This is a genomic window from Enterobacter sp. BWH52, from assembly GCF_001037565.1.
In the GTDB taxonomy this organism is placed as follows: Bacteria; Pseudomonadota; Gammaproteobacteria; order Enterobacterales; family Enterobacteriaceae; genus Enterobacter; species Enterobacter hormaechei_C.
Map to the genome: position 1 here is coordinate 1,138,627 of NZ_KQ089854.1, position 12,566 is coordinate 1,151,192.

A 12,566-nucleotide genomic window follows, 5' to 3' on the forward strand; every position below is an offset into this window, starting at 1 on the left:
GGGATAAAAAATGAAAAAGATTGCACTCTCTTTGGTGGCATTAGGGTTATTCACCGCTCTGCCTGGCTTCGCGGCCACGCCCGCACCGCTCCCGGCGGCCATTGCCAACCATGACGGCCCCATTCGCATTGCGGTGATCCGCAACCTCGGCTCAGACGACAACACCACGCAGTTTGTTGCCGGGGCCATTCAGGAAGGGAAAAAGCTCGGCTTTAAGGTCAGCACCTTTTTGAGCAACGGGGATGACGCTAAATTCCAGGACTTCGTGAACCAGGCCATCAGCCAGAAATATGACGGGATCATCCTGTCTCAGGGCCGCGATCCGTACTCCACCGCGCTGGTAAAAAAGGCGGTGGATGCCGGGATCAAGGTCGCCGTATTTGATACCGCCGTCAACGGCGAGATCCCGGGCGTGACCGTTACCCAACAGGACGATGCCTCTCTGACCAATCTCTCCTTCGGCCAGCTGGCGAAAGATTTCAACGGCAAGGCCAATATCGTCAAGCTGTGGGTAGCGGGCTTCCCGCCGATGGAGCGTCGTCAGGCGGCGTATAAAGAGTTGCAAAAGCAATACCCGGAGATTAAAGAGCTGGAGTCCATCGGCGCGGTCTCCTCTGACGTGCAGGGCGACACCGCCAACAAGGTGGGTGCGATCCTGGCGAAATACCCGAAAGGCAAAATCGACGCCATCTGGGGGACCTGGGATGCCTTCAGCCAGGGCGCGTATAAGGCGCTGAAAGAGAACGGCCGCACCGAGATCAAACTCTACAGCATCGACATCTCCAACCAGGATTTACAGCTGATGCGCGAGCCGGGTAGCCCGTGGAAGGTGAGCGTGGCGGTAGATCCGAAGCTGATTGGCGCGACCAACGTACGCCTGATCGCCAACAAGATTGCCGGTGAAGCCACGCCTGCCACCTACGACTTCAAAGCCGCTGCGATCCCGCAGGCGCTGCTGACCGCGCAGCCGGGGGCGGTGAACGTGGCGTCGCTGGGCAAAATCATTCCGGGCTGGGGCCAGACGGAAGATTTTATCGCGCCGTGGTTTGCGACGCTGGAAGCGAAAAATAAATGAGCATGCTTCCTACGCCAGAATACAGCCGCAATATGCGGCTGATTGGCCATAGCGACCAGGGCGGTCGCCCGGACGGCGTGCAGCTGATGGTGCACCGCGGCTTTGCGTATATCGGCCATATGGTGTCGCAGGGCTTTTCGATTGTCGACGTGCGCGATCCAAAAAATCCGAAACCCGCGGGCTATGTCCCCGCGCCGCCGGGCACCTGGAACGTGCACCTCCAGGCGCATGACGACCTGCTGCTGGTGATCAACGCCCGGGATCTGTTTGCCGATGCCCGCTTCGCCGACGAGAAGGTCTACTACACCCGTCAGGTAGGAGAGACCGTCAGCGACGTTCAGGACAGGGGCTGGAGCGCCGGGCTTCGCGTTTTTGATATCTCCACGCCGGACAGGCCGCGCGAAATCGGCTTTCTGTCGCTGAGCGGCATCGGCATTCACCGCATCTGGTACGTCGGTGGCCGCTGGGCGTACGTGTCGGCGCTGATCGACGGTTTTACCGACTACATTTTCCTGACCATTGACCTGGCGGACCCGCGCAAGCCCGAGGTGGCGGGGCGCTGGTGGCTGCCGGGGATGAACCAGGCCGCAGGCGAACAGCCGGACTGGCCGGAAGGGAAACGCTACGCGCTGCACCACGCGATTATTGCGGGGGATACCGCGTACGGCAGCTGGCGCGACGGCGGCCTGACGCTGCTGGACGTGAAGGATCGCACCCAGCCTAAGCTCATTAGCCACCGTAACTGGAGCCCGCCGTTTGGCGGTGGGACGCACACCGCGCTGCCGCTGCCGGACCGCGATCTGCTGGTGGTGCTGGACGAAGCGGTGCTCGATAACCAGGAAGACGGCGAGAAGCTGATCTGGCTGTTTGATATTCGCGAGCCGTCGAACCCGGTGAGTATCTCTACCTTCCCGCAGCCGGATGAAATCGACTATGTGGCGAAAGGGGCGCATTTTGGCCCGCACAACCTGCACGAGAACCGGCCGGGGAGCTTTGTCAGCTCCACGCTGATCTTCGCGACGTATCAGAACGCGGGCGTGCGCGCGTATGACATTTCCAATCCGTATCGCCCGGTGGAAACGGGAGCGCTGGTGCCCGCGGCGCCGGAGAGGATGATGGATACGCGGCCGAATCGCCCGCAGGTGATCCAGTCGTGCGACGTGTTTGTGGATGCGCAGGGGATTATTTACAGCACGGATTATAACGGTGGGTTGTCGGTGATTGAGTATCTGGGGTGAGTGCGGTTTGATGCCCTCACCCCGGCCCTCTCCCACGGGGAGAGGGAGAAAATCAACTGTACTGCCGCACCCGCGCCACCAGCTCTTCCGCGCTGTCGATGCGGTCGGCAATCACAATCAGCGCTTTACCGAGGGATATCGCGTGGCGCAGGCATTCGTGACGCATCGCTTCATCCTGAATGGTGTCGATATCCGCCACATGGGAAAGCCCGACGCTGCGGCGAATCAGCTCGGTGCCGCAGAATCCGATGGCATCGTGCCAGACCTTTTTCAGGAATGCGGAGGCATAGCCCGGTGCGCTGAGTGCGGCGTCGCGGGCTTTCTCGTTTGCCAGCACCTGGAAGCGCTCCGCAAAGGTGTTCCACAGTTCCTGAATATCGGTCAGGCGCTGCTCGCGCGCGGCGGCGGCATCGCGAATGCCGAGGTGCCCCGGCAGGCCGCAGAAGTTCAGCAGCAGGTTGCCGATGGCGGTGCCAACGTCAAAGCCAATCGGCCCGAAATAGCCGAACTCAGCGTCGATGGCCTTCAGGCTGCCGTCGGCCACAAAAATCGAACCGCTGTGAATGTCTCCGTGCAGCAGGGCTTCGGCGTGCGAGAAAAAGCGGTGCTTGAGGGAGGCCACGGCGATTTTAAGCTGGGCGTCGTCGCGCAGGGCGGCAACATCGTTTTCCAGCTCGGCCGGGTAGCTGTTGCGCGCGTGGATCTGGTACGGATCGTTGAAGAACAGATCTTCGGTGATCTCGCACATCTCCGGGTTGATGAATTTTGCCACCTGCGCTTTTTTCTCGTGCGGATGCAGATAAAAATCGCTGGTGTGGAAAAGGGTGTGAGCCAGATATTCCCCCAGCTGACGCGCTGCCTGTGGGTAATAATTATTTCTGATCAGCTCGCCGCGCCAGATGCGATGGCTGGAGAGATCTTCCATCACCATCACCGCCAGTTCCGGATCAAAGTGGTGGATTTTCACGGTGTGCTGAGGGCTGTGCTGGTAATGCTCGACCAGGGTTTGCGCTTCAAGACGGGCACGATCCAGCGTCAGCGGCCAGGATTCGCCGACGCAGCGTACGTAGGGCAGCGCCTGCTTAACGACGATGCGGCTGACGCCCGCGCTGTCGAAAATTTTAAAAACCAGATTGAGGTTGCCGTCGCCCACTTCCTGCGCCTCTACCAGCGATGACGGATCGTCAAGTCCGCCAAACTGCCTGGCATACTCCACGGCGTCCTGAGCGGTAAAGGTACGGTATTGCGACATGGCCTGCTCCTCAGTTTTGCTAATTAAGACATGTAGACGTCTATACATCTGGATTTCATCCTGACACAATGTGCTACAACAACGCAACAGGGAATTAACGACATGCAGACATTACAGACGACCAGCCTGCGGGTGGCGAATAATCAGCTCTTTATTCTCGACCAACAGGCGCTTCCGCAGGAGAAACGCTGGGTGGATGCCTCGACGGTCGAGGCGCTGGTCGGGCATATCCACGCTTTGCGCGTACGTGGCGCGCCGTTGATTGGTCTCTCTGCAAGCCTGCTGCTGGCGCTGTTAGCGGAAAGCGGCAAAAGCCGCGACGAGCTGGCGGTGGCGCTGGAAACCCTGCGCGCCTCCCGCCCGACGGCGGTAAACCTGATGAACAACCTCGACCGCATGAAGCTTGCGCTGTGGGAAGAGGATTTCGTTCCGGCGCTGGTGGCTGAGGCGCTGCGCCTGATTGACGAAGACAAACGGCTCTGCGACGCGATTGCAAAAGCGGGCAGCGCGCTGGTGAAGCCCGGCAGCCGTCTGCTGACCCACTGCAACACCGGCGGGCTGGCGACGGCGGGCGTCGGTACCGCGCTGGGGGTGATTGCTCGCGCGCATAAGGAAGGCAAGGTAAGCAACGTCTGGGTGGATGAAACCCGTCCGCTATTGCAGGGCGGCAGGCTGACCGCGTGGGAACTCGGCGAGCTGGGCGTGCCGTATCAGCTAATTACCGACTCCATGGCCGCCAGCCTGATGGCAAAAGGGCAGGTGGACGCCGTGTGGGTGGGGGCAGACCGCATTGCGGCCAACGGCGACGTGGCGAACAAAATCGGCACCTACTCTCTGGCGGTGCTGGCGAAATTCCACGGCATTCCGTTCTATGTCGCCGCGCCGCAAACGACCCTCGACCCGGACTGCCCGAACGGTGACGCAATCCCGATTGAGCAGCGTGCGGCCAGCGAAGTGACGGGCGTGGCGGGGAGCTTTGGCGCGGTGGAGTGGGCGCCGCAAGAAGCGCAGGTCTATAACCCGGCGTTTGACGTCACCCCCGCCTCGCTGATTAGCGGCTGGGTACTGGATACAGGCGTGGTCACTCCGGACGAGGTGGCGGAAGGGAGATTTGCCTGAGTCCGGCTATCCTTTAAGGGGCTCCCTTAAGAGGACAACATCGTGACGCTCGATCCTGAAACAGACTTAAAACTGGAGCGCGTGGTGGACGCACCGCGCGATCTGCTGTGGCTCTGCTGGACTACGCCAGAGCACATCAAAAACTTCTTCATTCCTGCTCCCCATAAGGTGACCGAATGCGACCTCGACCTGCGCGTGGGCGGGCGGTTCAATACCGTGTTTGAGGTGGACGGGCAGCGGATGGATAACCGGGGCGTATTCCTTGAAATCGATCCGGGGAAAAAGCTGGTCTTTACCGACGGCTATACCGAAGGCTGGAAGCCGGCCGAGAAGCCGTTTATGACGGCAATTTTGCTCCTGGAAGACGCCGGGGAGGGCAAAACCCGCTATACGGCGATAGCGCGCCACCCCACGAAGGAAATCCGCGAGCAGCATGAACAGATGGGATTTCACGAAGGGTGGGGGATTGTGCTGGATCAGCTGGTGGGGTATGTGAAAGGGCTTAACGCTTAGTGCGCGTTGGTGCCCTCACCCCGACCCTCTCCCACAGGGAGAGGGAGAAAAGATCAGGCCAGGCGCGGATACGCATCCGCAATCGCATCCCCGGTAAACTGCGCCACCCAACCCTCCGGGTTATCGAAAATACGAATGGCGGTAAAGTTCGGCTCTGAGCCCATATCAAACCAGTGCGGCGTGCCCGCGGGCACGGAGATCAGGTCGTTTTTCTCGCACAAGACCTGATATACCTCATCGCCGATGTGCAGGCAGAATAATCCCGCCCCTTCCACGAAAAAACGTACTTCGTCTTCGCCGTGGGTGTGTTCGTTCAGGAACTTCGCGCGCAGCGCCTCTTTCTGCGGATTGTCGGCGCGCAGGCTGATCACATCCCAGCTCTGGTAACCTTTCTCTGCCACCAGCTTGTCGATCGCATGCTGATACGCAGCGATCACGGCTTCAGGCGCGGGATCGTGCCCTAAATCGCGATCCGCAGCCCAGCGTTCAAACCGCACGCCTTTTGCGTTGAGCTGTTGGGCAATCTCGGCGGCGTCGGTGCTGTGCCACTGGTGCTGACTGGCGTCTTTATCGGAATAAATGGTCAATGCGCTCATGAAGGGATCTGCTCCGGATTAATCTCGTCAAACTGGTGGATCTGATGGTGATGGCTTGCGCCGTCATCTTCACCGCGAATCAGTTGCAGGGTACGAAAACCCGCCTGTTCAGCCGCGTCCAGCTCCTGATGAATATCCGACAGAAACAGGATCTGCGACGGGGCGATGCCCGTTTGCGCCGCAATATTTTGATAAGACTGCACCTCGCGCTTGGCGCCAATGTGGGTATCAAAATAGCCGCTGAATAAGTGAGTAATATCACCTTCGTCGCTGTAGCCAAATAACAGTTTCTGCGCGGCGACGGAGCCAGAGGAATAAACATAGAGATCAATCCCTTGTGCCTTCCACTTTTCCAGCGCGGGCAGTACGTCAGGATAGAGGTGTCCGGTAAAGTCACCATTGACGTAACCGTCCTGCCAGATGATGCCTTGCAGGGCTTTGAGCGCCGTCGATTTGCGGTCTTCATCCATAAAGGTAAACAGCACGTTGATGAGATCGCTGACGCTGGCATGCGGAGCGCTTATTTCATCGCGCAGGTTGTCCAGAATCGATTTGACCGGCTCGGCGTACTGCTGCGCGGTCACGAAGGCCGCCAGCCGCTCACGCGCGTAGGGGAACAAAACATCATGGACAAAACGGATATCGCTGGTGGTCCCTTCAATATCCGTCACAATCGCGCGAATCATACTCTCTCCCATTGTCGTAAACGCATTTCGCATTCAAATAAGAATTCTAAACCTTCCAGATGACGGCGGGCTTCGGCCACGTCGCGTCCCCAGCAGGTTAAGCCATGGCCGCGCAGAAGAAAACCATAATTAAGCGGGCGTTCCTGCGCGTAATGGGCGATGCGCGAGGCGAGGGCGTCGATGTCCTGGTCGTTATCAAACACCGGGATGGCCACCGTATCCCGATGCGTGGTCTGCCCGGTAATGGATTTTTGCATCTCGAAACCGGTGATCTTCAGCTCGGCCTCGTTCACCAGCCGCGACAGCACCGTGGCATTGACGGTGTGAACGTGCAGGACGGCGTTAGCTTCGGGGAACAGGCGATAGATGAGGGTATGCAGCCCGGTCTCTGCCGACGGTTTACGGCCAGACGGCGCACGGTTGGTGGCGATTTCAACCTGTAGAAAATCGGCGGTGGTCAGGCTACCTTTATCTTTTCCGGATTCGCTCAGCCAGCACAGTTGTTCATCCTGACGCACGGACATATTGCCGCCGGTAGCGGGCGCCCAGCCTTTAGCGCCAATCCAGCGGCAGGCCTCGACCAGGTGTGTGAGTTGCAGGTTGTCTGTCATTTCCTTTTACCCTCTCGGCCAGGAATATTTATATCGTTTAGACGTCTAAGCGTCTTGATTGCCAAAGACTAACATCGTGTTATAGTGTCAGCAACATAAGTATTACAGGCAGGCACACTACAATGAGCAATAACCCGTTGATCCCGCAGAGTAAACTTCCCAATCTCGGCACGACGATTTTTACGCAGATGAGCGCCCTGGCGCAGCAGCACAACGCCATTAACCTCTCACAAGGTTTCCCGGATTTTGATGGGCCGAAATATTTGCAGGAGCGTCTGGCGTACCACGTTGCGCAGGGAGCCAACCAGTATGCGCCGATGACCGGCGTGCAGACGTTGCGTGAAGCCATTGCGGATAAAACGGCGGAGTTATACGGCCATAAGCCTGACGCGAACAGCGATATCACGGTGACGGCAGGGGCGACCGAAGCGCTGTATGCGGCGATAACCGCCCTGGTGCGTACGGGTGATGAGGTGATTTGTTTTGACCCGAGCTACGATAGCTACGCCCCGGCGATTGAACTGGCCGGCGGCGTGGTGAAGCGCGTGGCGCTCCAGCCACCGCATTTTCGCCCTGACTGGCAGGCATTTGCTGCGCTGCTGAGTGACAAAACCCGTCTGGTGATCCTGAATACTCCGCATAATCCGTCGGCGACGGTGTGGCAAAAAGCCGATTTTGCTGCGCTGTGGCAGGCCATCGCCGAACGTGAAATATATGTTCTGAGCGACGAGGTGTATGAGCATATCTGCTTCGCCGAAGAGGGGCATGCCAGCGTGCTGGCGCATCCGCAACTTCGCGAGCGTGCAATCGCGGTATCGTCATTTGGGAAAACCTACCATATGACCGGCTGGAAGGTAGGGTACTGCGTGGCCCCGGCGGCCATTAGCGCTGAGCTGCGCAAAGTGCATCAGTACCTGACGTTTGCCGTGAACACACCGGCTCAGCTGGCGCTGGCGGATATGCTGCGTGCGGAACCCGGGCATTACCGCGAGCTGCCGCACTTCTATCGTGAACGTCGGGATCTGTTTGTGGCGGCGCTGAGCAAAAGCCGCCTGGAAATTTTGCCGTCTGAAGGAACCTATTTCCTGCTGGCCGACTACAGCGCGATTTCCGATCTGGACGACGTGAGTTTCTGCCAGTTGTTGACGAAAGAGGTGGGAGTGGCGGCCATTCCGCTGTCGGTGTTCTGCGCCGATCCCTTCCCGCATAAGCTGATTCGTCTTTGCTTTGCGAAGCAGGAATCGACGCTGCTCGCTGCGGCAGAGCGTCTGGCGACGCTCTGACTATTTCACCGTCCAGGCTTCTGAAAAACGACGGTCTGCGAAGAGTTCGAGCAGACCGTTGATCTGCTTCAGACGCAGCACTTCATCGCTGTCCATACCTAACTCCTGGCCAATTTTCTGCTCACTCCAGCCCATAAGCACCAGTTCTCGCACGATTTCTGACATGGCGTTGATCTGGTGGCGTCCACGCGCGCGGTTGTGACGAATAGTTGCCGCCATGCGATCGAACTTTTCCTGGCGCGCTTTACGCAGGCAGGTAACAGGGAGGTAACCTTTAAGCTGGCGCTTCAGGATCGCCCGGTTACTGCCGATATCATGACGGTGAAAACCATCGACAATTTCGTAGTGCTGTGGCGCATTTTCCGTCACAACGATAGGTTGTGTGAATCCATCCAGCTCCAGTGACTTGCTGAGCAGCCGCTTTTCCGGCGGCGCGACGTTATTTGGGTTGTAATCGTTAGCGGTGATGTTTGTCTTTTTTATCCACAATACGCAATCGACGGGCTGATCGCGAAAAGGGCTGATTTCATGTAATGCCTGACGAAACGCATTAATAGCGGCTATTCGCTCTTCTTCTGAAAGTGCCTGAAGGTACGTTTCCATTTCGGTGATTATTCGTTGTTGCATAAAATCCCCCATTCCTTGCGTTTTGCTTTCACTCTGTCGCTGTAGCGCTGATAGTGTTTAGGCTTATTTGGGCTAAACGAAAGTGCCCGGCACCAATAGTCATTGTTGAGTAAAACCTTACAAATGCGTCGCCAGGAAGGGATATCTTTTGCACCAATGTCACCCTCCTGCGTGTCGGGAATATCGTTCATGCCTCGCTTTTGATACCAGTGGAGATAAACCGCGATTTTGTTGCGGTAATGTTCCGCCGTATTTTGCGGCATGCTGTCGAGTAACAGCATGGCGTATTCGCGCCAGCCGAGATGGTCTGGTTTCAGGATCTTCCGGTGGCCATAAAAATGGTTATCGTGCCCGGCATAAATACCTCCGCTTCGCACGCCGCAGGCGCGTTCACACATCGCCGCCCAGCGTTCGGGTTCAATGACATGATAGAGCCACAAGCCCTGACGCTGTTCCGGGCCAAACGGTTCGCAGATGCGCATATAACGCGGCGGCACCCCCGCCTTGTACATCAGGTCGTATAACGGGTTATAGCAACATTTTGATTTCGCGAACCACGTCCAGATGTCGGCGGTTTTCCAGTCGTACAAGGGGTAGATATACCAGGCGTGCCCACCCGGGGCGACGGTCGTCCAGGGTTTATCGTCAGAAAAGCGCTGCTTACGCGCCGACGCGATAGCCAGAAAGCGGTTGTAAGATTCATCGGCGCGGATCCCCACCATGACGGCGGCAGGACGTCTTTGTGCATACCATTCGGCAAACTCGCGCACGAAGGCTTCAAACGTCATTCCCTGCTGATAAAAATCGAAATAGTGGTAATCGGTAATGGCATCTTCCGGTGGCTGGCGAACCCAGTTTGTCCCGGGTTCCCAGCACTGCCATTCAGGTTGAAACTGTGACAGGGCGTTCTGGGTCGTGAGCGGAAGCGCTACCCACCAGAACTGATGGATAACATCCCGATACAGCGTTCTCATCGTGTCAACATGCTGAATGGTTGAGGAGAATTGCGCTTCCCAGTCCAGAAAGATGACATCTATTTTTCGCTTTAATTGCCGTGCTTTCTGGGCAACGAGATGCAGCATCACGGTAGAATCTTTTCCACCGGAAAAGGAAACGCAGACTCTGGAGAAATTGTTAAGCGTCCAGTCTATGCGTTCCGCAGAAGCGTCTAAAACATTTTCCTGTAAAGGGATTTTATAGATCGACATGATTAATCGCGTCCTGCGTGTTAAATGTCTGGAAAAAAACAAAACGATATTATGGAATTATTTGTCCTTAATTTCACGGGGGCATTTTCTTCGGGTTGCCTTATTTGCATTCACCATGCAAATGTATTTTACGCAGACGGCGGAGAAACGCAGAGCTTATGCATTTTTTCAATGAATGTTGAAAAAACAGTGCTATTCAGTGATGAACGGCTGTAGAGCATATAGATCTTTAATTCAGGCAGCTCAAACGGTGGCTCAAGCCTTTTTAATTTCAACGGTTCTTTATATGTTTCATAGATCGACACCGGGATGAAGCCTAACAGATCAGATGAACAGACCATGGAGATGAGAGAGCTAAGGGAGTCCGTACGAAAAGCAATATTTCTTTCCGGAAACGCGTCATTTGCGCGACTCTGAAACTCTTTTACACCCGGATGAGCACTCTGGTAAAAAGTGAATTTCTCCTGGTATAGCACTTCCAGCGTGACTGCGTCAGCGAGCCTTGGGTGGTCTGCTCTACAGATTAAGGCTATCGGCACCGTGGTGAAGTGGGTGCAGACCACAGAGCGATTGTGGATAGGTGCGATAGAGAAGATGAGATCGGCCTTACGATAGGCCAACAAATCTTCCGCTGATTCGGAGGAAATGAGCATGTCTCTTTGCTCTATCTCATAATTCTCTTCAGATATTAAAAGCTTCAACGGTTCGAGCATCGAACCAGGAGACACCATTTGAGAGCAATAGATAACGAACTTTTTTTTGATGTCCGAGTGATGCATCATGTTGATCGTCTGCTCAAGCTGATTGAGATTTTTTTCCAGATGATGATGCAGGTTGGTACCTACCGTGGTTGGCGTAATTCCCTTCCCTGAACGGATAAACAGGGGGTCATTAAGCTGACCGCGCAGGCGTTGCAGCGACTGGCTGACGGCGGATGGCGTGATATAAAGCGTCTCGGCAGCCCTACTGATACTGAGGTGTTGGTAAATGCATTCGAAGATGACTAACAGATTGAGATCGAATTTTTTTAGGTCGTAGAGGTTTGCCATGTTTCGTCCTGAGTGAGTTGAGTTTGCTGTCGTTATCACATCCTGGAGTACGACAGAGGGAAGTTACCCTTTACAATCCGTGTGAATAACTCGCTTAATTTAAAATTTAAGTGATCTTAATATATCACGGCTTTGGATTATTGAAACATAACTTCAAGACTAATTAAGATAATTTTATCTTTAAAGTTTGATTGAATTATTTGAATGAAAAGTGGTGTTTATATATAGCGTGAAACCCATAATGAAATTAAATTTATAATCTTTCAGAGAACTCTTCGATACTGCCTATCACAGCCATAGGCAGGACTATCCCTCTTATGCATTGCTCAATGCGCGCAGGGGTGCTGTAATCAAAGCGCTGTTACGGCCTTGATACAAGGTATGTAGAGCGCAACGCAACGCCAGCTTCGGCTGGCACTGAATGTACCTGCGGGGAATTCAGGTATCAGGGCCGCCCGTTGAGGCGGCCTTTTTACTTTCAGGCTTTCCTGTAAAAGGTTCACCTTGCTGTCTTGTTGCTGTTGTAAGGTTTGGCTGATTGATTTGATAAAGCATACGCATTAGCCCCGATGGATAAAGTTGGTTACCTTACATCTCAACGAAAACACGGAGGAAGTACAGATGTCTTTGATTAACACTAAAATTAAACCTTTCAAAAACCAGGCGTTCAAAAACGGTGAGTTCATCGAAGTAACCGAGAAAGATATCGAAGGCCGCTGGAGCGTGTTCTTCTTCTATCCGGCTGACTTCACCTTCGTTTGCCCGACCGAACTGGGCGACGTGGCAGACCACTACGAAGAACTGCAAAAGCTGGGCGTAGACGTTTACTCTGTTTCTACCGATACCCACTTCACCCACAAAGCGTGGCACAGCAGCTCTGAAACTATCGCGAAAATCAAATACGCGATGATCGGCGACCCGACTGGCGCCCTGACCCGTAACTTCGACAACATGCGTGAAGATGAAGGCCTGGCAGACCGCGCGACCTTCGTTGTTGACCCGCAGGGCATTATCCAGGCTATCGAAGTTACCGCTGAAGGTATCGGCCGTGATGCATCTGACCTGCTGCGCAAAGTGAAAGCGGCTCAGTACGTTGCTTCTCACCCAGGCGAAGTGTGCCCGGCGAAATGGAAAGAAGGCGAAGCGACGCTGGCGCCATCTCTGGACCTGGTCGGCAAGATCTAAATTTCCGTTGTTTTTCACGCCATAGCTGCGTTGGCGTCGCCTGCTCACCCCGGTCACTTACTTTAGTAAGCTCCCGGGGATTCTCAGGCTAGCCGCCTTGCTCTGACGCGAAATACTTTGGAAA

General features: G+C 55.5%; 13 protein-coding genes. 6 read left to right on the top strand and 7 right to left on the bottom strand.

Annotated elements, in window-relative coordinates; translation table 11 throughout:
• Nucleotides 1-10: 10 nt before the first annotated feature.
• Both SK47_RS05310 and SK47_RS05315 read left to right on the top strand, forming a co-directional pair.
• A complete protein-coding gene (locus tag SK47_RS05310; protein ID WP_022650577.1) occupies nucleotides 11-1,075 on the top strand; it encodes a sugar ABC transporter substrate-binding protein in 1,065 nt (354 codons plus the stop codon).
• A complete protein-coding gene (locus SK47_RS05315; RefSeq protein ID WP_045332393.1) occupies nucleotides 1,072-2,313 on the top strand; it encodes an LVIVD repeat-containing protein in 1,242 nt (413 codons plus the stop codon). Before SK47_RS05310 ends, SK47_RS05315 begins: the two co-directional genes overlap by 4 nt.
• A 52-nt stretch (nucleotides 2,314-2,365) precedes the next feature.
• Here the strand turns inward: SK47_RS05315 and mtnK are convergent, their stop codons facing one another.
• A complete protein-coding gene (gene mtnK / locus SK47_RS05320; protein WP_045342263.1) occupies nucleotides 2,366-3,565 on the bottom strand; it encodes an S-methyl-5-thioribose kinase in 1,200 nt (399 codons plus the stop codon).
• Between the two features lie 102 nt (nucleotides 3,566-3,667).
• On the opposite strand from mtnK, the gene mtnA reads away from it, so the two are divergent.
• Together mtnA and SK47_RS05330 are read left to right on the top strand one after the other, a co-directional pair.
• Nucleotides 3,668-4,684 (top strand): S-methyl-5-thioribose-1-phosphate isomerase, encoded by a 1,017-nt coding sequence (mtnA, locus tag SK47_RS05325; protein ID WP_048243610.1) that lies wholly within the window; start codon nucleotides 3,668-3,670, stop codon nucleotides 4,682-4,684.
• A gap of 42 nt (nucleotides 4,685-4,726) precedes the next feature.
• Nucleotides 4,727-5,197, top strand: coding sequence for an SRPBCC family protein (locus tag SK47_RS05330; protein ID WP_023315604.1), 471 nt, complete (start codon nucleotides 4,727-4,729; stop codon nucleotides 5,195-5,197).
• A 53-nt stretch (nucleotides 5,198-5,250) separates the two neighbouring features.
• On the opposite strand, the gene SK47_RS05335 is transcribed toward SK47_RS05330, so the two are convergent.
• Genes SK47_RS05335 through SK47_RS05345 form a run of 3 tightly spaced genes read right to left on the bottom strand, consistent with a single transcriptional unit; the run spans nucleotide 5,251 to nucleotide 7,090 of the window.
• Nucleotides 5,251-5,793: a 1,2-dihydroxy-3-keto-5-methylthiopentene dioxygenase gene (locus SK47_RS05335; protein WP_023315605.1), complete on the bottom strand. Its 543-nt coding sequence runs from the start codon at nucleotides 5,791-5,793 to the stop codon at nucleotides 5,251-5,253.
• Nucleotides 5,790-6,479, bottom strand: a complete 690-nt coding sequence (gene mtnC, locus SK47_RS05340) for an acireductone synthase (RefSeq protein ID WP_006809660.1) — start codon at nucleotides 6,477-6,479, stop codon at nucleotides 5,790-5,792. The genes SK47_RS05335 and mtnC overlap by 4 nt, the downstream gene beginning before the upstream one ends.
• A complete protein-coding gene (locus tag SK47_RS05345; RefSeq protein ID WP_048243613.1) occupies nucleotides 6,476-7,090 on the bottom strand; it encodes a methylthioribulose 1-phosphate dehydratase in 615 nt (204 codons plus the stop codon). Before SK47_RS05345 ends, mtnC begins: the two co-directional genes overlap by 4 nt.
• Before the next feature lie 122 nt (nucleotides 7,091-7,212).
• On the opposite strand from SK47_RS05345, the gene SK47_RS05350 reads away from it, so the two are divergent.
• A complete protein-coding gene (locus tag SK47_RS05350) occupies nucleotides 7,213-8,373 on the top strand; it encodes a pyridoxal phosphate-dependent aminotransferase (protein WP_023315606.1) in 1,161 nt (386 codons plus the stop codon).
• Here SK47_RS05350 and SK47_RS05355 read toward each other — a convergent pair whose 3' ends face one another.
• The 3 genes from SK47_RS05355 to SK47_RS05365 form a co-directional block, all read right to left on the bottom strand.
• A complete protein-coding gene (locus tag SK47_RS05355) occupies nucleotides 8,374-9,000 on the bottom strand; it encodes an IbrB-like domain-containing protein (protein ID WP_022650584.1) in 627 nt (208 codons plus the stop codon).
• Nucleotides 8,985-10,208 (bottom strand): phosphoadenosine phosphosulfate reductase, encoded by a 1,224-nt coding sequence (locus tag SK47_RS05360; protein ID WP_023324302.1) that lies wholly within the window; start codon nucleotides 10,206-10,208, stop codon nucleotides 8,985-8,987. The genes SK47_RS05355 and SK47_RS05360 overlap by 16 nt, the downstream gene beginning before the upstream one ends.
• Before the next feature lie 128 nt (nucleotides 10,209-10,336).
• Nucleotides 10,337-11,257, bottom strand: coding sequence for a DNA-binding transcriptional repressor CitR (locus tag SK47_RS05365; protein ID WP_022650586.1), 921 nt, complete (start codon nucleotides 11,255-11,257; stop codon nucleotides 10,337-10,339).
• Nucleotides 11,258-11,878: 621 nt separating this feature from the next.
• On the opposite strand from SK47_RS05365, the gene ahpC reads away from it, so the two are divergent.
• Nucleotides 11,879-12,442: an alkyl hydroperoxide reductase subunit C gene (ahpC, locus tag SK47_RS05370; RefSeq protein ID WP_003858764.1), complete on the top strand. Its 564-nt coding sequence runs from the start codon at nucleotides 11,879-11,881 to the stop codon at nucleotides 12,440-12,442.
• Nucleotides 12,443-12,566 lie beyond the last annotated feature (124 nt).

What these genes read in the sequence shown, in the direction of transcription:
- mtnA (WP_048243610.1), top strand. Translation starts at nt 3,668, where the DNA reads ATGCAGACATTACAGACGACCAGCCTGCGGGTGGCGAATAATCAGCTC.
- SK47_RS05345 (WP_048243613.1), bottom strand. Translation starts at nt 7,090, where the DNA reads ATGACAGACAACCTGCAACTCACACACCTGGTCGAGGCCTGCCGCTGG.
- SK47_RS05335 (WP_023315605.1), bottom strand. Translation starts at nt 5,793, where the DNA reads ATGAGCGCATTGACCATTTATTCCGATAAAGACGCCAGTCAGCACCAG.
- mtnK (WP_045342263.1), bottom strand. Translation starts at nt 3,565, where the DNA reads ATGTCGCAATACCGTACCTTTACCGCTCAGGACGCCGTGGAGTATGCC.
- SK47_RS05355 (WP_022650584.1), bottom strand. Translation starts at nt 9,000, where the DNA reads ATGCAACAACGAATAATCACCGAAATGGAAACGTACCTTCAGGCACTT.
- SK47_RS05315 (WP_045332393.1), top strand. Translation starts at nt 1,072, where the DNA reads ATGAGCATGCTTCCTACGCCAGAATACAGCCGCAATATGCGGCTGATT.
- ahpC (WP_003858764.1), top strand. Translation starts at nt 11,879, where the DNA reads ATGTCTTTGATTAACACTAAAATTAAACCTTTCAAAAACCAGGCGTTC.
- SK47_RS05365 (WP_022650586.1), bottom strand. Translation starts at nt 11,257, where the DNA reads ATGGCAAACCTCTACGACCTAAAAAAATTCGATCTCAATCTGTTAGTC.
- SK47_RS05310 (WP_022650577.1), top strand. Translation starts at nt 11, where the DNA reads ATGAAAAAGATTGCACTCTCTTTGGTGGCATTAGGGTTATTCACCGCT.
- mtnC (WP_006809660.1), bottom strand. Translation starts at nt 6,479, where the DNA reads ATGATTCGCGCGATTGTGACGGATATTGAAGGGACCACCAGCGATATC.
- SK47_RS05350 (WP_023315606.1), top strand. Translation starts at nt 7,213, where the DNA reads ATGAGCAATAACCCGTTGATCCCGCAGAGTAAACTTCCCAATCTCGGC.
- SK47_RS05360 (WP_023324302.1), bottom strand. Translation starts at nt 10,208, where the DNA reads ATGTCGATCTATAAAATCCCTTTACAGGAAAATGTTTTAGACGCTTCT.